This window comes from Belnapia sp. AC561 (assembly GCF_979252845.1).
This window is the reverse complement of the sequence record NZ_CEEDBP010000059.1, coordinates 1-23660: the sequence shown is the minus strand read 5'-3', so window position 1 is coordinate 23660 and position 23660 is coordinate 1. Positions and strand designations below refer to the sequence as shown.

At 64.7% G+C, this 23660-nt stretch carries 18 protein-coding genes and 1 pseudogene; 9 read left to right on the top strand and 10 right to left on the bottom strand.

Annotated elements, in window-relative coordinates:
• Positions 1–141: 141 nt before the first annotated feature.
• Both AC0IW9_RS28430 and AC0IW9_RS28425 read right to left on the bottom strand, forming a co-directional pair.
• A pseudogene (locus AC0IW9_RS28430) lies at positions 142–1194 on the bottom strand (IS1380 family transposase); the annotation flags it as partial.
• Between the two features lie 42 nt (positions 1195–1236).
• Complete coding sequence (locus tag AC0IW9_RS28425; protein WP_471651673.1) at positions 1237–1668, bottom strand: hypothetical protein; 432 nt, start codon at positions 1666–1668, stop codon at positions 1237–1239.
• Between the two features lie 397 nt (positions 1669–2065).
• On the opposite strand from AC0IW9_RS28425, the gene AC0IW9_RS28420 reads away from it, so the two are divergent.
• From AC0IW9_RS28420 to AC0IW9_RS28400, 5 genes are all read left to right on the top strand, one after another.
• Positions 2066–4384, top strand: coding sequence for a PAS domain S-box protein (locus tag AC0IW9_RS28420; protein WP_471651672.1), 2319 nt, complete (start codon positions 2066–2068; stop codon positions 4382–4384).
• A gap of 161 nt (positions 4385–4545) precedes the next feature.
• Positions 4546–6327, top strand: a complete 1782-nt coding sequence (locus tag AC0IW9_RS28415) for a tyrosine-type recombinase/integrase (protein ID WP_471651671.1) — start codon at positions 4546–4548, stop codon at positions 6325–6327.
• On the top strand, positions 6324–8192 hold the full coding sequence (locus tag AC0IW9_RS28410) for a tyrosine-type recombinase/integrase (RefSeq protein WP_471651670.1): 1869 nt from the start codon (positions 6324–6326) through the stop codon (positions 8190–8192). The genes AC0IW9_RS28415 and AC0IW9_RS28410 overlap by 4 nt, the downstream gene beginning before the upstream one ends.
• Positions 8193–8209: 17 nt before the next feature.
• Positions 8210–8869: a hypothetical protein gene (locus tag AC0IW9_RS28405; RefSeq protein ID WP_471651669.1), complete on the top strand. Its 660-nt coding sequence runs from the start codon at positions 8210–8212 to the stop codon at positions 8867–8869.
• Between the two features lie 209 nt (positions 8870–9078).
• Positions 9079–9456, top strand: a complete 378-nt coding sequence (locus AC0IW9_RS28400) for a hypothetical protein (RefSeq protein WP_471651668.1) — start codon at positions 9079–9081, stop codon at positions 9454–9456.
• Between the two features lie 739 nt (positions 9457–10195).
• Here AC0IW9_RS28400 and AC0IW9_RS28395 read toward each other — a convergent pair.
• Both AC0IW9_RS28395 and AC0IW9_RS28390 read right to left on the bottom strand, forming a co-directional pair.
• Positions 10196–10504 carry a hypothetical protein gene (locus tag AC0IW9_RS28395; RefSeq protein WP_471651667.1) on the bottom strand — a complete coding sequence of 103 codons (309 nt, stop codon included), beginning with the start codon at positions 10502–10504 and terminating at the stop codon, positions 10196–10198.
• Positions 10505–10509: 5 nt separating this feature from the next.
• Positions 10510–11136, bottom strand: a complete 627-nt coding sequence (locus AC0IW9_RS28390; RefSeq protein WP_471651666.1) for a nucleotide-binding protein — start codon at positions 11134–11136, stop codon at positions 10510–10512.
• A 1296-nt stretch (positions 11137–12432) separates the two neighbouring features.
• Here AC0IW9_RS28390 and AC0IW9_RS28385 point away from each other — a divergent pair.
• From AC0IW9_RS28385 to AC0IW9_RS28375, 3 genes are all read left to right on the top strand, one after another.
• Entirely contained in the window at positions 12433–13371 is a 939-nt protein-coding gene (locus AC0IW9_RS28385) for a hypothetical protein (protein WP_471651665.1), read from the top strand.
• A 1014-nt stretch (positions 13372–14385) separates the two neighbouring features.
• On the top strand, positions 14386–14556 hold the full coding sequence (locus AC0IW9_RS28380) for a hypothetical protein (RefSeq protein WP_471651664.1): 171 nt from the start codon (positions 14386–14388) through the stop codon (positions 14554–14556).
• A 174-nt stretch (positions 14557–14730) separates the two neighbouring features.
• Entirely contained in the window at positions 14731–15111 is a 381-nt protein-coding gene (locus AC0IW9_RS28375) for a VOC family protein (RefSeq protein ID WP_471651663.1), read from the top strand.
• Between the two features lie 43 nt (positions 15112–15154).
• Here the strand turns inward: AC0IW9_RS28375 and AC0IW9_RS28370 are convergent, their stop codons facing one another.
• On the bottom strand, positions 15155–16147 hold the full coding sequence (locus AC0IW9_RS28370) for a Bug family tripartite tricarboxylate transporter substrate binding protein (protein ID WP_471651662.1): 993 nt from the start codon (positions 16145–16147) through the stop codon (positions 15155–15157).
• Between the two features lie 241 nt (positions 16148–16388).
• Here AC0IW9_RS28370 and AC0IW9_RS28365 point away from each other — a divergent pair, with 241 nt between their 5' ends.
• Complete coding sequence (locus AC0IW9_RS28365; RefSeq protein WP_471651661.1) at positions 16389–16910, top strand: hypothetical protein; 522 nt, start codon at positions 16389–16391, stop codon at positions 16908–16910.
• 124 nt (positions 16911–17034) lie between these two features.
• Here the strand turns inward: AC0IW9_RS28365 and AC0IW9_RS28360 are convergent, their stop codons facing one another.
• The 5 genes from AC0IW9_RS28360 to AC0IW9_RS28340 form a co-directional block, all read right to left on the bottom strand.
• Entirely contained in the window at positions 17035–17451 is a 417-nt protein-coding gene (locus tag AC0IW9_RS28360) for a DoxX family protein (RefSeq protein ID WP_471651660.1), read from the bottom strand.
• 161 nt (positions 17452–17612) lie between these two features.
• Entirely contained in the window at positions 17613–19268 is a 1656-nt protein-coding gene (locus AC0IW9_RS28355; protein ID WP_471651659.1) for a sensor histidine kinase, read from the bottom strand.
• Between the two features lie 494 nt (positions 19269–19762).
• On the bottom strand, positions 19763–20254 hold the full coding sequence (locus AC0IW9_RS28350; RefSeq protein WP_471651658.1) for a DUF4411 family protein: 492 nt from the start codon (positions 20252–20254) through the stop codon (positions 19763–19765).
• Positions 20255–20263: 9 nt separating this feature from the next.
• Positions 20264–21469 (bottom strand): XRE family transcriptional regulator, encoded by a 1206-nt coding sequence (locus AC0IW9_RS28345; protein ID WP_471651657.1) that lies wholly within the window; start codon positions 21467–21469, stop codon positions 20264–20266.
• 361 nt (positions 21470–21830) lie between these two features.
• Positions 21831–23330 carry an ATP-binding cassette domain-containing protein gene (locus AC0IW9_RS28340; protein WP_471651656.1) on the bottom strand — a complete coding sequence of 500 codons (1500 nt, stop codon included), beginning with the start codon at positions 23328–23330 and terminating at the stop codon, positions 21831–21833.
• Between the last annotated feature and the right edge of the window lie 330 nt (positions 23331–23660).

Genomic DNA, 23660 nt, shown 5'->3' with positions numbered 1-23660 from the left:
CCTTCACCCCAACCGAGTGCACTAACTACTTTACCGCCGCAGGCTATGACGCAGACTGATAGGAAAACGCTCTAGCGGCGAGGGATGACCTGAAATCCCTTCGGCTTGTCCTCCACGCCATAGCGTCAAAGGTGGCGGTCACTTGATATGGTTCTCGGCCTGGCCACGGCGGCAGTAGAGCTCTTCGTTCAGCGTGCGCGGCGTGTCGCCGGCGAGGATGGTGACGACGAAGCGGCTGTCGGTGCCCTGCGGGCTGGCCTCGACGCGGGCGATGATGCGCTCGACTCGGCTCCAGCTGGCGGCGCCGTCGTGGAATTCCTTGTAGCGACGCAGCTTGTCCTGGCCGGCAGTGTCGGTCTGCCGGGCTGCGGAGCTGTGCTCCAGCGCCGCGACATGGTGGCGCAGCGTGGTGGTCGTGGCGACGCCGAGAATGAAATCCAGCCGCTCAGCCCGGCAGAAATCCAGCACCTCGGGAGCGCAGTAGTGGCTGTCGGCGCGGAGCAGGATCTCGACCCGCGGCCAGTGGCCGCGGATCTCGCGTACCAGGCGGCGGAGGAAGCCACTCACCTCCCGCCCGGTCGGCCGACGCGCCGGGCGCAGCAGGGCGGCAACGGGGCGGCCCTGGCCGTCGAACACGACGATCGGCTGGAAGCCGTATTCGTCGTAGTAGGCGTTTAACAGCCGCAGCTGCTGCCCGCCATGAACGGCATCGAAGGTGTCGTCGATGTCGAGGGTGATGCGCCGCGGTATCTGACGGAAACTCGCGCAGTAAAGCCCGACCGTGGCTTGGCCCATGCGCAGCAGGTCACGCCGCCGCGGCAGGTTCTCGAGCCGCGATATGGTCGGCTGCGAGCACAGCGCGGCACCATTGGGCAGCCGGCCGAGGGCGAGCTTGAAGGCCGGGTCGTGCCGCAGGCTGTCGGCGTCGTTGCCGTCTTCGTAATCGGCGGTGATCATCAGCATTCGGAGGCGCAGAATGTCAGCGATGCCATGGACGACCCGCCCCGCCGCGCGGGGATCGGCCACGCAGGCGGCCAGGCGGTCAGCGATACCGAGGCGGCTTTCGATCTCGCGCAGCGCCAGCACACCGGCATCTGAGGAGAGCTGGCCGCCGTCGAAACGGGCGATGATGGGCTTGCCGCAGACCGGTGACAGGCCGGGCAACGCGGGGGTAGCTTCCACCTTGGCAGGCATGGGCTCCGAAATTTGGCTGGGTTCTGGTCGCGCAGCCGAATTCTATTCTCGATCAATGGCTTGCGCCATGTCCGCCAGCCCTCGTGCATGATCCGGGCTAGAACGCAGGTTAACCGACAGCGACTGCAGCTTCTGCAACGCTTCGTAGACTGTCTCTAATTGAGTCCAAGCTACTAGCTCCTGATAAATATTAATCTCGCCGCATCCGACGAAACCTTGAACTATTACGATATTTTTCTGACGCCACAGACAAAACTCTAACCTTCCCACACTGAACATGGCTAACTCGCAACCGTTTTCGTCCTCTATGAAATCGAGATCTGCTTGAGGAAGACTTGCCGCAAAATCTGAAATCAGTCCTTTTTCGAAGCGAGAAAGGCAACAGCTACGATCCGGAAACTTTATTACCACTTCGAATCTCTTTGATTTTACAAGTTGCCGTCTTGTACAAATAGATTGAGTATCAATCAACATCTTCCAATTTTTCTAAAGAAAGATTTAGTTTTAATGTCTAGAAAAATCTTCTAGACCTTTCACAACACTTATCTGTTTATTTGTGTTGAAAATAGAAAAATTTTGAGCGAAGTTACGAGGCCCATCATTATTGAGGTCGAGTTTGGGCGACGAGCCAGTTTGCGATAATGGTAGATCATGACGATCCACGTGTGCCCGGCAAACTTGTCCTTTTTTGGGGGCCGGCCTCTCCAGGCGATGCGGCCGGAAACGCGACGGGAACACGCGGTCCGTGGCTTGATCGCAGGCGCGGACGGGAACATATGCCAAAGACTTTCTACCGCTATTGCTCGCTATTCTGCCGGGTGCGTTGCGCTGTAATTTGGTGAATCTCCAGCATAGCGACGCAGTCGTCGAGGTGAGCAGCAACGTGGGGGCCACGAACGAGGCGCACGACCTGGTCAGCGAGGCGTTGTTCCAGGCGTTGGGCGACAACGCCTACGAGTTGGACCGCAGTTTCTGTTTCGTGACCTTCAACGCCGGCTGCACCGCCTACTACGGCGTCTCCGCGGCGGCGGCCTTGGGTCGGCCGATCTGGGATGTGCTGCCCGGAAGCGGTGGCAGTTGGCTTGAGCCTTTCCTGCGCGAAGCGATGGTGACGCGCCAGGCTGCACGGGTCGAGAAGGCCGGTGTGGTACACCCCGACCGCTGGCTCGAGGTCACCGCCTTTCCGACCACCCGCGGCCTCGGTGTTGCCTTCCGCGACCGTACCGGTGAGCACCGCGCCGCCACAGCCCTTGAAGAGAGCGAAGCTCGACTGCGGCTGGCTCTCGAAGCCGGGCGGATGGCCGTCTGGGAACTCGACCCCGCCACGGATACGGTGATCGGCTCGCCCGAGCTAAACCGGTTGTTCGGGTTCCTAACCCATGTGGGGCCCACACCCGAAGAGCGGCGGGCGCGCTACCTGCCGGGCGAGCGCGAGCGCCTGCGACAGCTTGGGCGGGAGGCGTTGGCGCGGGGCGAGCGGTTCTTCATAGGGGAATTCCGCTGCGCTTGGCCGGACGGCTCAGTGCATTGGCTGCTGCTGCGAGCCGAGATGCTGCTCAACGCCGATGGCTGCATAGCACGCGTGCTCGGTGTTCTGGCGGATGTCACCGACCGCAAGCGGGCTGAGGTGGCGCTGCAAAAGAGCGAAGCGCAGCTGCGAGATCTGGTTGCAACGCTGGATCTTGGTGCTGCCATGTCCCGCGGACGGGACGGTGCCATCCGCTTCTGGTCCGGGGGCTGCACCCGCCTCTACGGCTGGACTGCCGAAGAGGCGATGGGGCAAGATGCCCATTTGCTGCTGCGGACGGAGTTTCCCATCCCCCGTGCGGAGATCGAGGCGGCGTTAGAGCGCGCGGGGGAATGGACGGGCGACTTACGTCAGCGGACCCGCGACGGGCGCGAAATAGTAGTCGCTGCACAAAAGGTGCTTCGCCATGGCACGCAAGGCGAGCCTGAGGCCGTGCTGGAGACCCTGGTGGACGTCACCGCCCAGCGTGCAGCGGAGGCGGCGCTGCGTGTCGAGACGGAGACACTTGAGACGCTCAACTGCGTTGGCGCAGCGATCGCGGCTGAGCTAGACCTCGAGCGGCTGGTGCAGAAGGTCACTGATGCGGGCGTAGCGCTCATCGGCGCCGCCTTCGGCGCCTTCTTCTACAACATTGAGGGCGCTGGCGGCGAAGCCTACACCCTCTACACGCTCTCGGGCGCATCTCGGGAGGCTTTTTCTGCCTTTCCGATGCCTCGTGCCACAGCGGTATTCGGGCCCACACTTCGCGGCGAAGACGTCCTTCGCTCCGACGATATCACCGCCGATCCCCGCTACGGCTGCAACGCGCCGCACCGCGGCATGCCGGAGGGACACTTGCCGGTGCGCAGCTACCTGGCGGTGCCGGTGGTGTCTCGTTCGGGCGAGGCGCTGGGTGGGCTGTTTTTCGGCCATCCCAAGCCAGGGGTGTTTACCGAACGGGCCGAACGCCTGCTCGTCGGCATCGCCGCGCAGGCCGCCACCGCGATTGATAACGCCCGGCTGTACCGCCTGGCGCAGCAGGAGGTGGAGGAGCGACGGCAGACCGAGGCGGCGCGGCAACTGCTGATGCGGGAAGTGGACCACCGCGCCAAGAACGCGCTTGCGGTCGTGCATGCAGCGGTGCGGCTGACGCGGGCGCCCGATCTGCCGAGCTACGTGCGGGCACTAGAGGGCCGCGTCTCAGCGCTGGTGCGGGCACAAACACTGCTGGCGAACGACCACTGGGCCGGCGCGGACCTAAGAGGATTGCTGCAGGGTGAGCTGGCGCCGTTTGTCGGGACGCGACAGAGCGCGACATTTGACGGTCCCCCCGTGATGTTACCGGCCGGTGCAACGCAGCCCTTGGCGATGGCGATGCACGAGTTGGCCACCAACGCGGTAAAACACGGTGCGCTCTCCGCATGTGGCGGGCGGGTCAAGATTTCTTGGCGTGTGGAAGACGGCTCCGAGGGGCAATTGCGACTGCGCTGGGCCGAGAGTGGCGGCCCGCCCATCACGGCTCCGTCGCAGCGGCAGGGCTTCGGTTCCCGCGTGCTGAAGGCAACTGTGGGCCAGCAGCTTGGTGGACGGGTGTCGTTCGCCTGGGAGGCGTCGGGGCTGATCTGCGACATCGAGTTGCCGCTGGCGTACAGGGAGACCACGAACGGCACGGCGGCCCTATGAATAGCAAGCCCATTCGTGAGCCAGCGGGCGCATACCGTCATTCAGATTGTCGGTATCCATGTTGACATAAGATATGGACGTGACCTTTTCACAATTTATGTTGCTATACCGCGCTGGTTCGGGCAGCCTTAAGCAATCGGATCGTCGAAGAGGCTAGCCGCGTGACCCTCCACAATCGTCGCTCAAGCTTGGCACCGCGGCCTGCAGCAGACCTTGACCGCGGTCCGACGCCTGAACCTTTCAGCAGGGCCAGCCCGATCGTCACCTCCAGCCTGACCCTGGCCGATGTGCTGGCGGCGCTGCCGGACGCCAGCACCATCACACTGCCTCAGCAGCAGGAAATGGCATCCGCCATAAACACGCTTGCCAGTCTGCTCGGCGAGGCTCCCGCCCAGATCCCGGCCAACCGCCGTGCCCTGTCCCGACGTCTCGATAGCGTCGCCCCCATGGCGCACGGCATCAGCAAGCCCTCCTGGAGCAATCTTCGCTTCCGACTGAACGCGGCCTTGGACCTGGTGCTGCCACCCCATTTGCGGCGTCGGCGAAACCTACTGCTATCGCCCGAATGGCAGGATTTGCAGGAGCGCATCGCTGACCAATGGGTGCGCAAAAATCTGTCGCGCTTTTTCCATTGCTGCACCGAGACCGGGATCAGTCCTGCCGAGGTCGACGAGGAGATGCTGACGCGCTTTACCGGCTATCTGGAGATCGTTCAGCTGAAAAGCCCGGCAAGCATACAGCGCGAGACTCGCCGTGCTTGGAACCAAGCCTGTGAGACTGTGCCGGATTGGCCTGGCATGCCCCTTCCCGGGAAGCTGCGGACCGATGTCTACGCCCTGCCTTGGACAGCCTTTCCCGCCAGCCTGCAGGCCGACCTCCAAGCCTGGCTCGACCGTCTCGCAAGTGGCGAGACAGAAGTTGACCTCGACGGCGATCTTGTCGATGGCCCAAGCCGCGCCTTACGGCCCGCGACGCTGCATCATCGAGAATATCAAATTCGCCAGTTCGCCTCAGCGCTCGTCAAACAGGGCGTTGATCCCAGCACGCTGCACCGACTAGCGGACCTGGTTCATGTTCCCACAGTGCGGCTTGGTCTTAAATTCTACCGGAAAAGGCATGACGGTAAGTTCCCACCGTCCTTGCCTGGCATGCTGGATGCGCTGCGACCCATCGCCCGTTATTGGGTCAAAGCACCTGCCGAGGATTTACGGCAGTTGCAGCTCCTCCATAAAGCAATCCGCAAGAAGGCGCCGCGCTACGAGGAAATGACCGCCAAAAACCTCACCCGCCTCCATCCAATCCTTGACGATGAGGCAGCCGCCGTGACGCTGCTGCGATTGCCCAAGCGGCTTCTGCAACTTGCCGAGGAGGCACAGCAGCCACACCACGCATTTCTCCTGATGCAACGTGCCTTGGCCATTGAGATTTTGCTGAAGCTGCCTCTACGAATTAGCAATTTGGCAGAGTTGGATATCAAACGGAACCTGAGCCTGCCACGGCATCCCGCAGGCGTCTGCCGCATCATCCTAACCGCCGATGAGGTCAAGAATGACAATCCCATCAACTCCCCGCTGCCGATATTCACCTGTGCATTGCTGAGGCGCTATCTTAGCGACTTCCGTCCCGCTCATACAGAACCGTCCAGCACCGCGCTCTTTCCTGGCCATCTCGGCAAGGCCAAGAATTCGCAGGCCTTTGGTCGCCAGGTCAGCAAGGTTGTCTTCGACTACACGGGGCTGACCATGCACCCCCATCTATTCCGACACGCCATGATCTCGCTCTATCTCAAGCTACGGCCGGGCGATAAGGAAACAGCACGCTTGGTGCTAGGCCATAAAACGATAACCACGGTGAACAGGAGCTACGCTTTTAATGACCGCGATGCCGCGGTACGGCGCTTTTGGCAGGTGCTCGAGGAATACCTCAACAAGGCCGCACCATGAGGGCCACCAAAAGCGACACAACTCGGCTGTGCCTGCCGTTGGAGGAATGGCCAGACGATGATCAGCAAGCCTGGCGCAAAGCTATCTCGGAGGGCGATATCCTTGACGAGGAGGAAATAGGGCCGCGTGCGACTTGCAAGCCGATCAGCAATCGCAAAGTGGAAAGCGGCTATGGACGTTGGCTGGCAGTCATCGGACCACAGGAGTGGACCAAGCCGCCAGCCGTGCGGGTTACACCCGCAAGCGTGACCGCCTACTTGCAGGATCTGAGTCGCCGCAATGCGCCTTCGACTGTCCTGAATCGTCGGCAGGAACTCCATGACGCGATCGCCTCCATCGCACCGGACCGGGACTGGAACTGGATCCGCCGCGTAAGAACTCGTGATCGCAGACCCGAGGTTCCAAGCGCACGCCCTGAGCTTCCCGATCTGGTCGAACTCCTCGTGCTCGGCCTCGGCCTCATGGAGGCCGCGGATTTGGAGCCAACACCGCGCACGAGGGCGCTGCGATTCCGCGACGGGCTGGTCATTGCGCTTTTGGCCCTGTGCCCGCTACGTCGCGCCGATCTGGCGGCCTTGCGCCGTGGTGAGCACTTGAATGACGAAACAGGGGCTTGGCGGCTCGCGGGTCGGACATCGAAGACGGACAGGCTGATCGATGCGCCATTTCCGCCTTTGATTGTACCACAGCTGGAGACCTACCTGAGGACGCATCGGCCGGTGTTGGCTCAGCTGTGTGCGCGCTGGACTCGCCCACACGACAATGCCGTCTGGCTATCGAGCCACGGATCGCCTCTCTGCGATGATCGGTTGTACGTCGCGGTTACGAAGGCTACCCTAAAATTTCTTGATCAGCGTGTCGGCCTCCATGACTTTCGTCGTAGCGCAGCGACATCCATCGCCGTGCATGATCCTGAGTATGTCGACATCATTCAGACAGTCCTCTGGCACGCCGGCCATGCCTCAGGAGCCCGCTACAATCTTGCTAAAATTTCGCAGGCCGCGACGCGCTTCCAAGCTGTGATAACGGCTTTGCAGGATGGTACCCTAATCTTTCCCGGCGATGGTGAAGAGTTGGCCATACCGCAAGCGCCGACTGAACAACCCGCAAAATTCCCAGGGACTGCGAATGGCGCTTCTCTCCGGTCGCCGGCGTTACGCCGCATCAGCGACTTCACTGGCAGCACCATGGGGCGCCTCGCCGTTCTGCATCGCACTGGCCGGACAGCCAAAGGCTATCCGAAGTGGCAGGTGAGGTGCACCAATTGTGGTACAGAAACGGAGATGCGCCGTTCGGCACTGCTGGCCATTGATCCCCCGACCACTGGCTGCGAGCTGTGCGACTACCTCGATGAACTCAAGCAAGTTTTCATTGAAGGCCGATGTGTCAGGGGCGGCCATGTCGTCGCTCATGGCGGACGCGACCAGCATGGCTACCATGCCTGGCTGTGTCGCTGCGATTGCGGGGCGTCCTTCAAGCGCACCACCGGGCAACTACGAAGAGCGACCCAGTTGGGGCTCCTGGCCTGCCCTCCCTGTACCGCACTACAGAGTGAGAAGCACACCACGCAGGCCCTTCTGCTGGATCACCTTAAGCGCGATCGACAAGCTGATTGGAAGCTGAACGACGAGTATGCGCTTGGGCTAGTGACACGGGACTGCGCCTCTTGCGGGACGCCTCCGCAGAGGCTTGTCCTGCGCCATCCAGACGGTGCCGGGTACTCGCATACGCGTGCCAACGACATTGATCGACTGGATCCACGCCTTGGCTATTTTATCCGCAACGTCAGGACTTCATGTCTGCGGTGCATGACCATTCAGGATGACGCAGCTGCGCAAGCGCCACTGGCTGTGAGAACGGCTTAGTCAAGAAGGGCGATAGAATGGGACAGCCTCGCGTCGATATGGTCGGGCAAGTCAATGGACGGCTGAAGGTGGTCGGCTATACCGAGCCGCATGTGATCACGGCACAGACCATGCTGCTGGTTGAATGCCAGAATCCTGAGTGCGGTCATCGCAGGGATATGCAGGTTGGCAACTTCAAGCGGGCCAAGCGCTGTACGATGTGCGAAGGCCTGCGCAAGGATCTGACCGGGCTCAGGAACGGCAAGCTGGAAGTGATCGGCTATGCGTACACGCAAGATTGGAAAGCCTACTGGCAGTGCCAGTGTGATTGCGGTGAGCAGGTCATGCTGTCAACCAATGATCTGACTATCGACCATCAGCGGAGTTGTGGGCAATGCCCACGTGGCCGCATCGATGATGCGATGCGGGTCCGGAACCGACTGCTTCTCGATTACCAGTCCAATGCAAAGCGTGCCGGGCTTGCCTGGTCGCTGACGGCGGAGGAAGCCTGGACGTTGATGCAGGGCGCGTGCGCCTTTTGCACAGCGCCACCCAGAACACGCCAGTTCTGGCGCGCGGACACGCGCAACCGGACTATCGAGTTTGCGGCCAACGGTATTCGCCGCCTGGACCGCACGGGCGGCTTCGTGAGAGGGAACGTGGTCTCATGCTGCATTAAGTGCCGCAATCGCCCCTGAAATCGTCGGCGATTCAGAGGTAAGCTGATGGGCCGGCAATCGCCGATGCGTCGACGCTGCGGCCGAGCCAGCGCCCGCGTGTTCTAGGTTGGTGCCATGGTAGGGTTACGTAATGGAGCAAGCCGAACCGCCCTCACCGCCTCCCTACCCGCCTGCCATGGGACTTCCACCCCGCCCTGACCGAGGAGCGGCTGGGGATCTGTGGCCGCATGCTGGCCAATGCCAGGCGCGATGCCCTGGCCCTGGCCAGCTACGAGATGGGCGACGATCCCTGGTCGGTCGGCTGCCGGGCCTTCGCCTTTGGCCGTAACCGGCTACAGCGCGCCGCGGCCTCCGGCGATTATCCCTGGCTGGAGGTGCTGGACGACAGCGCCCACTTCGTCTTCGTCATCGGCGGGATGGCGATGGCGTACCGGTGCGCTTCTACCGTGGCGCGGCCGAGGAGCCGATCGAGCGGACGCTCACCCAGCACGCCTGGCTGGTCTACCCGGCAATCGAGCGGCTGCAGTCCGAGGGCGCGGGGCTTGGCCGAGCTGTCGGCCGGGCTGGACGAATGCGGAGTGGCGACGTCGCAGCGGGGACGGTAGACGCCGACGGCCGTCCGACGCGCCTGATACGGATCGGGCGCTACCGAGGCCCGCCCGGCTCGACCCGCTGCCAGTGCCCGCTAGGTAGCGGCTAGGTGGCCGCTACTCGGCAGTAAGCAGGCGGCCCAGCTGCCTGCCTGTCCCCGCATCGCCTGCCTCCTTTCGGCTCACGCTGATCCGAAAGGCCCGCAGCGCGTCCATCAGCTCCGCGGACTCCGTTAGGTGGCTATGGGCGAGGACTACAGCCGCGCTACGGTAGCTGTGGATCTCGTAGCGGGCGCGGATGAAGGCATTCACCAAGCTTTGTGGGTCGGCGGACTCGTTGGGTGCTGTAGCGACCTCGCCGAGGGCAACTTCTTCCTCGAGGTCACCCGCCCCCTCTTCCGGAGCGTCACTCACCGGGCGCTCGGTGCTGAGATGCCAGGCGACTGGCGGAGCGGCAGCTTGGGTTAGGCGGCCGCCCGGTGCTGGGCGGCGTAGTCCGCCACCGCCAGTCGCACGATCCACCCGATGGTGATGTCGTTCTGTACAGCCAGTGCGGCCAAGATGCCGTGCGTCTGTGGGCCGAACGAGACGCTCAGCCGTATGTCGGGCCGCCCTCGAGGTCTCGCTATAGTCCACACCTGCCGCAGATTGCGGCATTACGGTTCATTACGAAGCACTAGGTAGCAAAACGCGGATGGACACTGGCCAAGAAGCATCTGATCTATCGGCTATCTAGCGTTTACCTAGTCGCGATCTAGCGGCCACCTTTGGCCAAAGTGGCTATCGCGTCCTCGATAACCTCGGCCACGAGCTGCTGCCGCTCTTTGGCGAGCCGGAGAATCGTGGCCTTGGTGTCGGCCGTTACCTTGATGTTCAGCTGCATGACCCGCCCGGTCGCCCGCATGCGCCGACCATCGAGGATTGGCAGCGCGGGATCAGGAGCGGCGGCAGTCGGAGCCAGATCGGGCGCCGGTTCGGGTTGCCGCTCGATACCCGGCGCTCCCTCTTCGGGGGCCGGTGGGGGCGGCAGCCGTCGCTTAACCTTGGATGCGTCGATGGCCACAGGCGTTACTCCGGGATGGCGTCAATCAGGCTTTGGACCACGCCCTCGGCGGCCGCCTTCAGGGTCGGCACCGAGACCTCAGTGACCGCCCTGCCCCCGTTCTGCGCGGTCCTGTATGACGCCCGCTCGGGTAGATAGCCGCTAGCAACGCGGTATCCGGCCTCGGCGACATATGCCCGGGCGGCGTCCGCCTCAGGCTCGGTGCTAATGCGGCTGAGCGCGCAGATTAGGCGTTCCTTGGAAACGCCCGCGCGCACCAGTGAATGCGCGACTCTAACCATGGGGCGCAGGTCGTCCATGCTGGCGCCGCTCGGCAGGATGGACAGGTCGGCGGCCTTGGCCATGGCGACCGTCTCCCGGGTAGCGCGGGCTGGGCCGTCGAGGATCAGGACGTCAAACCGGGTGGCCTCGGTGAGCGCGGCCGCGAGGTCGGGATACAGCTGGGTCGGCGGGGCGGGTGTCAGACCCGCTCTGAGCCGATCGCGGTGCCAGTCGATCTGAGAACCCTGGTCGGTGTCGAGGTCGGCCAGATGGACGGCCAGGCCGCTGCGGGCAAGTTCCACCGCCAGGGCACGCGCCAGCGTCGACTTGGATACGCCGCCTTTCTGGCTGAGACAGGCAATCACGGTCACCGCTACATCCCCGCTTGGTCGCGGCTAGGTAACAGCTAGTTGGACGAGGCGTCCAGTGGTCCCAGCTGGCTTTGCGTCAGTTCTTGCCATGTTCTCGGCATGGGCACCCACTGCTTCGACGGCGCGCCAGTCCCAGCGCCCCGCTCTGGTGCTGTCGCGGCCACGCTGGCCTGCTGCTCCTAGACGGTCTCGACGTCCCGCTGGACACGAGGCTCTGGCAGATCGCTGAGCGGCTCCGCTTCTGGTCCTGCGGCGGGTGATCCAAGGTCCACGACACCGTGCCGTGCTGCCCCGGCGAGATAGCGGCTATCTACCGGCTTTTTACGGTATCAGCACTGCATCTGCAGCCGGCTAAGTGCCTGATTTCGATTTTGTTGCGAGGGATTCTATGATTTTCGCTGTTGTCATGAAGTCAACGTTTTGGTTGACGCGTAGTCAGCAACTGTCGTCTTCCAGCATTCGTATCTCGAGCGGTAGCGCGACGCTGTCATCAGCCTGTGGCGGCGCGTCGTCCTCCGCGAATGCGGTCAGTAGGGCCAACGCGTGCTGCTCGGCGTCTGCGAGACTGTGCTGTCCAGGACGGCCGGGCCGCATGAACCCCCATCCGGCGCCCATAGGGTTAGCGGAATGGACGAGGGCAACCGCGTCGTGCGCAGCGACCATCAAGCGGGCGACACCAATGGGGCAGGGGTGCACGGACATGTCGGCGCCCTCCGGCTTGTCGGGAAATGTGGGTTGCATCGTCCCCTAATTTCAACGGACCTGACCAACTTGCATTAAGGAATCGCAGGGTCACTTCGTGCGTTCGTTTTAGCGTCAATGCAGATGCCAGGATCGCGGATGTGACGCATCCTCTCCTTCATTGAGCCTACTTTCTTGACCTTCCTCGCCCTGCTGGTGCTGGTGCACGACTAGTGCGACGTCGCGCTGGTGTGGCTTGGGTTGTCGGCTGCGCCTCTCTGTTGGTTGGGGTGGTGGCTCTGGTAGCCGCGCTGCGCGAGGGGCGGCAGGCACGGCGTTGTCCACAGCCTGAAGTCTAAAGAGTATCTAATTATAAGAGTCTAATGGGTTTTTTCGCCTACGAACTCAGAGGCTTATAGGATGATTCTGACCCCGCGATTCCTGATAATGACCCCGTGATTCCCGAAAGTGACCCTGCGATTCACGTCGGCAGGGTCTGCCATCCACAGGAATGTGGATAACACGGGAATGGCCGGGTCATTTTGGGGCTCACAGCGGTCGCCAGGACCGCTACGGTGCTGGTCCCGGAATAGAGGGGTCAGAATGGGGGCGGGCATGGTGCAGGGTGGGCCGCAGACGCTGAGCGAGGTCGAGAGGCGGCGCCTCGAGCGTCTGGAGCGGACGTTGAAGAACCGGCGCGGCCGTCGGGCGCCCGCCGTCATGCCGAGCCGCCTAGCCCGCACCAGCGCCTTCGCCCCGCGCCAGCAGTCGCTCAGCAGCGACGCCGACTTCGCCCGGATCTACGTCGTGCCCGGCCACAGCGTCGTTGAGGTGCGGGGCAGAGAACTTGGCACCCGTCACCGCGATATGCTCATGGCCTGCTTCCGCCTGCGCGCCCGACGCGTCGAGGCAGTTACTGCCCAAGGCGAGAAGTTCGTCTTCTGCAGGACGGAGACGTCGTGGAGGGAGTTGCTGGCCGCTTCGGGCCTAACCGGCCACGTGAACAATCTGCTGGTCGCACTCCGCATCCTCGAGGAACTGCGGACCACCACGATCCGCGTCTTCCGCGGCTCGTTCGACGACTACGAGGCCGCGTCTCGCCGGGGGCGGCTGGCAGGTGCCGGGTGGTCGGATGCCCTTATAGGCAAGATTGAGTGGGGCGGCGCCACGCTCGATAGCAAGCTGACCGTCGAGTATGGGGAGTGGGTCCGGCGCACCCTGGAAGAGCGGCACCTCGTCGCCGTCGATGCCGACGTGTATTTCCGGCTCGCCAGCGACCACGCGCGCTGCTGGTGGCCCTACATCGACTCCCAGCCCGCATACACATGGATCGGCGTCGAGACGCTGGCGCAGCTGGCGGGCCGCGACTACGCCGAGATGACCACCCGGCAGCGGGTCAAGCTCCGCGAGGAAGCTCGGCAGGCGTTGGATGACATGGTGGCCGCCGGTGGGCTGACCTCGTGGACGACGGAGCAGGTTGGTTCCGGTCGCGCCAAGAGCTACCGCTACCGCTACGAGAGGGCAGCCGGGCCCCAGGCCAAGCTACCACTGTAGCTCAGCTGCCTTGCGACCGCCTGGAAGGCGAAAACCCCCTTCGCCAGCCCGAAGCCGGGCACGTGGCCCAGCGGCACCACGGAGCGCGCCGGGGCGGCGGGCAGGATGACCGGCGGCAGGCAGGGGGGGTGGCGGCGGGCGGCACCAGCGCCAAGCGGCGAGGCACGAGCCGGGGCGACGGGCGCCGAGGCGCGCACGGGGGGTCTACGACGAGGAGCTCGTTATGACCCCCAAGGCGGTGGACATGGCGCGGCTGAACGACGGCGGGACGGTCCTGCTGGACCACGTCGCCAGCACCCGCACCCTGGCCGCGGTCTTTCGTCCCCGGCAGCGTCCGGCTCGAAGGCACGGACGGCATCGGCCGGATCCGTTTCTCGCCCCGCGACGACGTCACCGGTCAGGTCCAGGACGAGGCCGACGGCCACATCTGCAAGGTCTCGGTCAGCTACCGCATCCTCGCGGTCTCGATTACCGAGCGCGAGGGCAGCCCGACCTCTACCGGGTCGAGCGCCGGGAACCCACCGAAGTCTCCCTGGTCCCCGTCCCTGCGGACGCGGGCGCCAGCGTGAGGTCGCTTCCCGGCGCCGACCCGGCTGCGGCCGCGGCGCACGACGCCACCCCCGAGCAACGGTCGGCGTGCGCCGACAGCCAGGAGAGACACATACCGACCGAGAACACCTCGGACGTCACCGCCGAGCGCGCCGCCGCGACCGCCGAGCGCGAGCACATCACCTTCACCGCCGATGGCATGAAGCTACTCATCCCCCGGGCCAAATCCGATCAGGAAGGCCAGGGCGTCGAGCTCGGCATCCCGCGCGGCCGTAAGCCCGAAACCTGTCCGGTCCGGTCGATGGAGGCTTGGTTGCGCGCCTCGGGCTGCGCGTACGGCCCGGTGTTTCGGAAGGTCGACCGCTGGGGTACGGTAGAGCGGACCACGCTACACCCCTACGCCGTGCCGAAGCTCCTGGCGCGGCGGGGCGCCTTGACCAATTGCGCGGCTCCAGGCTCGAGCGGTTGTCCGCGCATGGCCTGCGCGCCAGCTTTATCACCGAGGCCTACAAGGCCGGGGCCCGCGACGAAGCCATCATGGCGCACTCCCGCCACAAGGACGTCAGGACCATGCGGGCCTATGTTCGACGTGCCAAGTTGGTCGCCGAGAGTCTCGCCGGGTTGGTCGGGCTGTGACCGGGATTTAAGTTCGGTAGGGGAGGGGGGTGATCCCGCTTCGTGGCGCAGTCCCAACTCCAGCGACGTGACGCACCATTGCTGCTTTGCTTTCCAGCTTCGTCGCGCAAAGCTCCGTCTTGGTTGCTGCCGCTACGCTCAGGCGCCGGCTGCTCCAGATCGGGAGGACTTCCAATGTTCACGCATGTCATGATCGGCAGCAACGATTTAGCGCGGTCGAAATCCTTCTACGACGCGTTGTTCGCGGCAGTCGGGGGCAAGCCAGGCAGCCAGGACCCGCGAGGGCGCTTGATTTACGCCCACGCCGGCGGCCGCTTGATGATCACCGCGCCAATCGACGGCCAGCCCGCCTGTCACGCCAATGGCGGCACAATCGGCTTTGCCATGGCCAGCCCCGCCGAGGCGGACGCTTGGCACAAGGCCGGCGTCGAGAACGGCGGCCTTTCAATCGAAGATCCGCCTGGGCTGCGTCAGGGCGCCGCCGGCCAACTCTACCTCGCCTACCTGCGCGATCCTGACGGCAACAAGCTGTGCGGCCTCCACAGAATGAGCTGAGCGCCAGCAGGACGAGCTGCGGGCACTCCTGCCCGCGGCAATCCTACTGCATCTCGATGCCAGCAGTCTTGATGGCCGCGGCGTTACGTTCGATATCGGTGGCGATGCGCTCGCGGAAGCGCACGGGATCCAGCACGAAGATGTCGCCTTGGGCGAGCAGCGGAGGGCGCGCTACTGGTGATTCCGCGGCCGCCTGCATCAAAGCATAGAGGCGCTGCACCAGTTCGGGTGGTGTGTTGGCTGGTGCGACCAGGCCATTCCAAAAGACGGCGGTGAAGTCCGGGTAGCCGGCCTCCCTGGCCGTCGGCACCTCGGGCAATTCACGCCAGCGGGTCTCACCGGTGGTGGCCAAGGCTGCAAAGGTGCCGGCCTGGATCAAGGGGCCACCTGTAGTGGGAGTGTCCAAGAGGACGTCCACCTCGCCGGCCACCATCGCGTTGGTCGCCACCGAGGAGCCGCGGTAGGGCACATGCAGCATATGGGCGCCCGCCGCCGCCAGCAGTTGCTCCATATGCAGGTGCTGCAGGTTTCCGACGCCCGCCGAGGCATAGGTGACTCGCCCCGGTTGCCGCTGTGCCAGCGCGATCAGGTCCTGCAGCGTCCGCACGCCTTGGGTGCGCGGATTGCGCGGGTTGATCACCAGGATGAAGGGACTGATAGTGATCGTAGCGACGGGCACCAGGTCACGCAGCGGATGGTAGCGCGTGTCGCGGTAGAGCAGGTGGTTCACGGTCATGGTGCTGGTATTGCTGACCAGCAGAGTGTGGCCGTCCGTTGCCGCTGCGACGTGGGTGGCACCGAGCGAGCCGTTGGCGCCAGTGCGGTTCTCCACCACCATGGGCTGGAGTAGGCGAGTGCGGAAATCCTCCGCCAGAATGCGGGCACAGATATCGGTGGAGCCGCCAGCAGGATAACCAACGATCAGGCGCACCGGGCGGTTGGGCCATGCAGCCGCGTCGGTCTGCGCCAGCCCAGGCCTCGCCAATGCAGAAAGTGCCGCGATGCCCAAAGCGCGCCGGCCCAAGAGTGCCTGCATCGACGACCCTTCCTCCCGTGGCGCTCACACAGCGGCGGTACCATTGGCGCGATCAGACCAGTTTCACGGCCAGCCGTCCAGACGAGCGCTGCCAGAGGTCTGTGCCTTGCCGTGTCGCCGCGGATGACCCCATCCGGGTCGGCCAATCGGTTGATGCGCCGATACCGCCTGCCGCACTGTGACGATTTGTATGGCGGCGGCAAAACAATGTTATGCCAGCCCAGATAGGAGACCACGTTCCATGGCGAAATCAGACACATCCGCACCACGCGGTACCAACAAGGTCGTCAAAGCCTTCTTCGAGACTTTGGATTCCACCCCTGACGCCGGCCGGTCGCAGGTCGCAAAGGCGGCGCTGGCGGCAATCCGAGAAAAGCTGGCAGCCCGAAAGGACAAAGAGAAGGCTGTCCGGGAAAAGGAGAAAGCCAAGTCTGCCCGTGGTAAAGCAGCGCCCGCGCCTGGCAAAGTAGCGCCGTCGTCGTGCACCGCAAACGCCCGCAAGCTGTCGGCCGCCGCCGCTAAACCGGCACGGTCGACCAAGGCGCCTGGAGCTTCCGCACCGAAGGCCACGCAGCGTCCGGCTGCACGCCGGGTCGCACCCAAAGCTGCTGTGGAGGCCCCGCCGCCAAAGAAAGCCGCCACGCGTCGGCCGAGCACTCGGACAAAGCCTGCGCCGGAAGCCTCTCCGCCGGACAGCCAAACTGCGCCAGATAGCAATCCGATGAATGGCGCTTCGTCGGACGACACCGCCGGCGTCGAGTAAGGCCATGCCAAGGCGGCTATGGGCGGCGCCGCCTTGGTCATGGCGCAGGACGACCCACGCGCGCGGCAGGTGGTCCTGCACCGGCTGACCACGGGCGAGCGGGTCGTCGCTGGGTCATGCCTGGCTAGACAACGCCAGGACGTCGGCCCCGGGCTTCGTCGACGCTCCAGACCCCGCCGCCTGCGGCGGCCATGTAGAGAAACACGAAGCAGTAGAGGATGGCGGCGTCGCCGCCGTTCAGCGCCGGGAAGAGGTTTCGCGGTGCGTGCCCGATAAAGTAGGCAGCGGCCATCTCACCCGCGAGGAGGAAGGCCACGGGCCGCGTGAACAAGCCGAGCAGCAGCAGGAAGCCACCGACAACCTCGATCACTGCAGCGAACCAGAGCAACGAGAAGGTTTCGGGCCCCAGGCCGCTGGCGCGTGGCGGAAAGCCGAACAGCTTCTGCGTACCATGTTCAAGGAAGATGAGCGTGGCGACGATGCGGAGTACGCTGAGCAGGCGCGGTGCCCACTCGGCAGCGAAGGTTTGGGTCTTCAGCAATGTCTGCTCCTGTTTATTCATCCAGCCACCAATGACTGTCTGACTTAGAATTCCCCGCTTACCGCGGGTGAGGCAAAGCTTGCCGCAATCGCCGGAAACCGCGGGTTTCCGGTGTGTAAACGCGGATCCCATGCTGTGCTGCAATCGGCCCACCAAGGTGATCACCTCGGTGGGCTAACGGTATTCTGTGGCGCGAAGCGGATGGTGGCCTGTAGGCCGTCTGGTTCGAAGCGCAGCTCCACCGCAGCACCCGTGCCTAGGTCGCGCGCCAACGCCCGCTCGAGCAACTGCGTTCCGAAACCGCGGCGCGTCGGCATCCCGGCGATGGCCGGCCCGCCACTCTCAACCCATTCCAGCGCCATCTCCCCATCCAGCTGCTCGCGGCAGGTGATGGCAACCAGCCCGTCGGGCGTAGAGAGCGCCCCGTGCTTGGCAGCGTTGGTGGCCAACTCGTGCAGTGCCAGAGCCAAGGTCTGCGCCTGTGCCGGGGAAAGCTGTCTCATCCGTCCGGAGTCGAGGTCACAGGAGAGGTCGACGCGGGATCCGGCGCTTGTCCCGCCGAGCCAAGGCGCGAGCGCGGCGCGGGCCACCGCGTCGAGGTCGGCCGCCTCCCAGGAGGCCGCGGTTAGCAGGTCGTGCGCCCGCGCGAGCGCCTGTAGACGGCTATTGAGGTCGGCAGCTAACCGCGCGGGGTCGGCGGAACCGGGATTGCGCAATGTTTGCGCCACTACGGCCTGCACGGTGGCGAGCACGTTCTTCACGCGGTGGTTCAGCTCGGCGACCACGAGACGCCGGTGCCGCTCGCTCTGATTGCGTGCTTTCAGCGTGGCGGCAAAAGCCGCCGCGAGGTCGTCGGCTTCGCGCAAGCCGGTTGGTCCCGGTGTGGCACCTTCGGTGATCAGCGCGATCAGGCGTTGAAATGCTGCAACGGTGCGGCGTGCGAGCAGGACAGCGAGCGCGATACCCGCGGCGGCAATCAGTGCGCCCAGGCTCAGGGTGCGCACAAGGGCGGCGCGGAACGGCGCCTCGAACACCGTCTCGGGGGTGGTCAGCACGTAGGTGTAGCCGCTCCGGGGGCCGTGTGAGAAGGCGATGACCGCTGGGATACCCTCGCGGGTGGTGGTGCCGCGCAGGATGCCCGCGGGTGCGGCGGCCACCCGGCTCCACACCTCGGGCCGCATCGATTGGCCGACGATGCCGTCGCCGCCTTGCGTCCGGGCAACGATTGTCCCCGCGCGATCCACCACCGTGCCGACCGAGCCAGGCATGTCGGGCACGCGCTGCGCCTCGAGCGCCGCGGCCAAGTGGGCTTGCGGCAGGGAGAGACCGAGGGTTGCCGTCACCGCGCGCTGCCCCGAGTCATGGGGAGGGCCGAAGACCGGCACGCCGATGGCGACCGCGGGCGCTCCCGTGGCAGTGCCGCGGAACAGGTCGGTGATCTCGGCGCGTCCCGAGGCGAGAACCCGCTGCGCAGCTTCCGGGGCGCGGACCCCCGTTCGGCGTTCCCCCAACGCCCAGACAGTCATCAGTGCCATCCGGCCGTCTGCGGCAACCAAGGATATGGTCGCATCTCCGAACTTGGCAGAGGCGGTGCGCAGCTCTACCTCGATGGCGTCGAAATCGCCCCGCGCCAGGGCAGAGGAGGCGGCGAGACCGTCAAGCAGCGCTTCGGCGCGGTCAAACTCGCGGTCGACGGCAAGCGCCAGCGCCCGTGTCTGGCCGAGCAGGGCATCTTCCGCCCGCGCCCGCGTGCCGTCCTGCGCGTGCCAAACGGCGGTGGCGGCGAGTGCAAGGAGGGGTACCGCGACCGCGGCCACTAGCAATGATAGGCGCCGGGCGAGGGACGGCGGGGCCCGACCCAAGGCGGCCTTCGTGGATTCCACTTGGGTTGGGTCAATCGCGGCTGGTGGGCTCAATTAGGCAATCCAGTTTGCTCCAACGATTTGTCCCACAATGCCCCGGCATGCATCTGTACCGCACCCGGACCTCTGGACAACCGTTTTGGACTATGGTGCGCGCTTGAGGGTCTCCGGCTGTCATTGCTCGAGTTTGACGACCGATGGCCCGAGACTGTCGGCGGCCAGCAGCCGCAGCAACACCGCGCTGTTGCATACAGCGCCCTGTCGAAATGGCGCGACGGGCGAAGTCTGGCCCGAGCGGCCTCGGCCTCAGAATGCAGTGCGCGCTCCCACGGCGCGGTTGCTCCCATCAGCAAAGCCGGAGCGCAAACAATGCCGGGCGGTAGCTCCGGCGCTTGGCCTCATCCACGGGAAGGCCTAACGAGAGAGGTAAGCAGGGGAGGGAAGGCGGGCTACAAGGGGATGGAAAAGGCTAATTTCCGATAGAATTCGAAGGCGTGCATAGACTGCGCCCCCACCCGCGTGCAGGCGTCGGGGACCTTCGTCTTTCCCTTTCTCCAGCTCGGTTTCGAGACTTCGTTCGTCACCACGACGCGTCCATCGCCCGCGCGCGCGGCAGCGATCAGGAACGGGTCCTGCCCAATCTTCTCGATATCGTCTTCGGTGAGGTCGAGCCCATATCCGACATCGAGCACATGCTGCACGAGTGCCATGTTCGCCGCCTCCGGAAGCACCAAGGCATCCCGAACATGCCTTTCTCGCAACCATTCCGGTACAGGCCCCCGGTTTGGCGCTACCTCCTCGTAGATCTCCGGCGGAATCTTAGCGACGCCAGCAAGACCAAGGCTGAACAGCCACTGCCAAAATTGCGGAATTCTGTCGAACGGATAATAGTTCTCGTGCGCATCAATGAGCACGTTCGCGTCGATCAGATAGAGCGTCATCCGGTCAGATCATGCAGCGCGGACGCGCTCGTTCAGAAGCGTGCCGACGGAGGAGGGGTTCACCCCGAGGAGCTTGGCTGCCCGGGTGTAGGTAAGGATCCGGTCTTGAAGTCCTCGGCGCGCGACGTCCATCAAGGCGGTTCCGAGCCGGTGCCTGCGAAGAACGTAGTAGGTGGGCCCACCTTCAGCCTCGTCCGAACGCCGCTGCTTCTCGGCTCGCCACCGCTCGGCGAACATAGCGAAGAGCTTTGTGGCGGTCGCGTCGTCGATGCGGCGTTCAGTGAGAAGTCGATAGGCGACGACGCCTTGGCTGACGCGCCATCGTTCGGCAACCGTTTGCGTCACGTGGAGCGCGGCTTGCGTGTCGTTCGAGGAGAACTGAGGAATGCTGCCGAGGGCCGATGGCGGGAGGAGGAAGAGTCCGGCGACCTCGTTGCAGAAACGCTCGACGACGTTCTCCGACGCCCAGCGCATCGGACCGCTGACGCCGCTCTCGCCGATCCAAAGGTGGGCGAGTTCGTGCATAAGGGTGAAGGACCGCGCGGTGACGGCGTCGTTGTCGTTAATGACGACGAAGGGGGCCGCCTTGTCCGCGAGCGCGAAGCCGCGGAAGGTCTCCTCACTAATGTCGGTGTGGTGCGATCCGACATCGCCGAGGAGGAGCACGTAGATGCCGACCTCCTCGGCCGCCCGCCTGAGGAGGGCGAAGAGACCGGATGGGTCCCTGGCCGCGAGTTGCTCAGCCTCGGTGGCCCCGAGCACCGTCCGGATGGCCGCCGCGACGGCCTTGGCGCCCTGTCTGATGCTGCTCGATCCGATGAAGTCGAGGGGGACGTTCTCCTCGGCCTCCTCGAGGACATCGCGGAGAATCTGCTGCCGCGCGACCACGTCGCGGGTCAACGCGTCGAGGAGGGACTCTTCGCGAGCTGACCTGTCGCGGCTCGTCGCGCGGAAGTCCTGTCCGCGCTCAACCTGGCGTGGAGGCGCTGCCATGTAGAAGGTGACGAGCGGACGGCGATAGACGGACGCCATCTTCTGGAGTTGGGCCTCCGTGGGCGCGTTCTCCCCGCGCTCCATCGCCTGGAGCCTCTCCGCGCCTGTCGACCTTGCGCTGTCCTTGAGGCCGAGCTTCCCGGCGGCCTCCCCGAGTGAAAGGCCGGCCTTGTCGCGCGCCCAGGAAAGCATCCCCGGGTTAATCTGCACGAACCTCTCCATCTCCCAGCTTCCCTCCTCTCATACTCTAGACGACCCCGCTCGCCAATACGTTGCCGCTCCGTTCACAACCCCTCGCCACGCTCCGGGTTCACTCCTGCTCTGCAGCGGAGCCATCGGCCTCTCGCTCGGCTTAAAAGTGTCACAGGCGAAGCGTGTCGCCATGCGGAGCAACACGCCCCGCCGCGTTCATATCGGCTCCAGTTAAGCCGCGATAAGGCCCGCTTACCGCGTGTTTGCCGGAGCTTGCCCCAATCGTGGCTGGCGGCGGGTTTCATGGTGTTGCCGCAGCGGCGGCTATCAGCAAGATGGCCACCGCCGCGATATCTGGCCCACATGAACTTGCCTCGCCTGCACACGCTGCCTACTCGAGGCCGGCCTCCGCCGGGTCGGCCAGCTCGCGTATGGCTCCCGCCTCAATCAGCGCGAAGCGCGTCCCGATGGTCTTGGCAAAGCTCCGGTCGTGCGAAACCAGGACGCAGGTAGCGTCCTGCGCTAGCAGTTCTGCCTCGAGCCGCTCCTGGCCGGGGATGTCCACGTGGTTCGTGGGCTCGTCCAAGAGATAGAGGTTTGGCTCCGCCAGCCGGAGCGCGAGCAGCCCCAGCCGTGCTTTCTGGCCTGGCGACAGCCTGCCGATCAGCTTGTGGTGCGTGTCCACACCGAGGCCCGCGCTGGCCAGGAGGCTGGTGGCGCGCCCGTCACTGAGACCAGGACGCGCCGCTATGCAGCGATGCGGCGTCTCGCCGTCCGGCAGCTGGGCCATACTCTGCGCGGCATAGCCGAGGACGACGCTCGGGCCGACCCTCACCCCGGCCACCTGCTGCGCCACGGCAAGGCGCAGCATAGCGATCAGCTGAGACTTGCCGACCCCGTTCCGGCCCAGCAGCACCAGCCTGTCACCCTGGCACAAATCGAGCTTGGTGATGCTGAACAGCGCACGCCCGTCCGGCGCCCGGACCATCGCATCGCGCAAGGAGATCAGCACCCTGGCGTGGGTGCCGCGGCTGGCGAGGCGGATCTCGCCCGATCTTTCCACATGGGCCGGGCGCAAGCCCTGTTCGAGACGTTCGGCACGATCGCGCAGCTGCATGGACTTCTTCTGGAGCAGGTCACTACCGCTGTTCACACCAACATTGCGCAGCTCGCCGGCATTGCGGCGCAGGCGCTCGACCTCCTTGGCGTCCTTGGCATGCTTGCGGTTCTGCGCGGCGTCGTCCTCACCAAGCAGGTGCCGGGCCTGGGAATAAGGGTGAGCGTAAAGGCGGCTTGCCCCCGGCCGCAGGAACAGCGTGCGCGTTGTGCAGGCGTCCAGGAAAGCGCGATCGTGGCTGGCGACCAGCATGGGTGTCCGCGCGGCGGCGCCGGAGATCCATCCTTCGAGCCAGTTGATCTTCTCGGCATCCAGATGGTTGGTCGGCTCGTCGAGGAGGAGCGCATCGGGCTGCTTGATCCAGGCCCGGGCCAGCAACACCAACCGCTGCCAGCCGCCGCTCAAGGCTGCCACTGGCCGTTCACGGAGCTCGTCCGGCGTCTCGAACTCATCGAGCACCACGCCAACGCGCCACGCCTCGTGCTCCCGCTCGGCCGGCGGCAGGGCACGCCGCACCGCTTCCTGGAAGGTCAGGCCAAGCAGCGCGTCCGGCATGTCCTGCTCGACATGGGCGACCAATGCGCCGTGGGACAGGGTGATGCTGCCCATATCGGGCTTCACCAAACCCGCGATGCACCGGAGCAGGGTCGTCTTCCCGCCGCCGTTGCCAGCGATGACGCCGACCCGGTCACCGGGTCCGACGCCAAGAGTAAGGTTCTGGAAGAGCGTCCGCGGCGTAACCACGCCAACGTCGCGCAAGCTGATGAGTGTCATGATAAGGCCCGATCCAGTGCCGGCCACGCAGGGGGCAAGCAGATGCAACTCGGGCAGCCCGGCTCGGAAGCGGCTCAGCTTCGGAGAGGTCTGCCCTGCGACGGCGATCGCAGGGCGGCAACAGGCCCGCGCGGGTGATGCTGGTTGTAATCGGACACCCAACCCTCCCTCGCGCTATGTGGCACCGGAGAGAAGCTTATCGGCCTGCAGGATCGGTGAGCAAGACGTTCATGCGATCGACCCAAGGGATGCGCCTAGAGGCTGTTATGAACCTCCGTTCAGTAGCGCGGCCTGTTTGAGCATGAGGCAGACGAAGGCGACGAGGTGAAG

Excerpts from the sequence above, each read along its gene's own strand:
- AC0IW9_RS28425 (WP_471651673.1), bottom strand. The coding sequence starts at position 1,668 with ATGTTGATTGATACTCAATCTATTTGTACAAGACGGCAACTTGTAAAA.
- AC0IW9_RS28410 (WP_471651670.1), top strand. The coding sequence starts at position 6,324 with ATGAGGGCCACCAAAAGCGACACAACTCGGCTGTGCCTGCCGTTGGAG.
- AC0IW9_RS28405 (WP_471651669.1), top strand. The coding sequence starts at position 8,210 with ATGGGACAGCCTCGCGTCGATATGGTCGGGCAAGTCAATGGACGGCTG.
- AC0IW9_RS28400 (WP_471651668.1), top strand. The coding sequence starts at position 9,079 with ATGCTGGCCAATGCCAGGCGCGATGCCCTGGCCCTGGCCAGCTACGAG.
- AC0IW9_RS28385 (WP_471651665.1), top strand. The coding sequence starts at position 12,433 with ATGGTGCAGGGTGGGCCGCAGACGCTGAGCGAGGTCGAGAGGCGGCGC.
- AC0IW9_RS28375 (WP_471651663.1), top strand. The coding sequence starts at position 14,731 with ATGTTCACGCATGTCATGATCGGCAGCAACGATTTAGCGCGGTCGAAA.
- AC0IW9_RS28370 (WP_471651662.1), bottom strand. The coding sequence starts at position 16,147 with ATGCAGGCACTCTTGGGCCGGCGCGCTTTGGGCATCGCGGCACTTTCT.
- AC0IW9_RS28365 (WP_471651661.1), top strand. The coding sequence starts at position 16,389 with ATGGCGAAATCAGACACATCCGCACCACGCGGTACCAACAAGGTCGTC.
- AC0IW9_RS28350 (WP_471651658.1), bottom strand. The coding sequence starts at position 20,254 with ATGACGCTCTATCTGATCGACGCGAACGTGCTCATTGATGCGCACGAG.
- AC0IW9_RS28345 (WP_471651657.1), bottom strand. The coding sequence starts at position 21,469 with ATGGAGAGGTTCGTGCAGATTAACCCGGGGATGCTTTCCTGGGCGCGC.
- AC0IW9_RS28340 (WP_471651656.1), bottom strand. The coding sequence starts at position 23,330 with ATGACACTCATCAGCTTGCGCGACGTTGGCGTGGTTACGCCGCGGACG.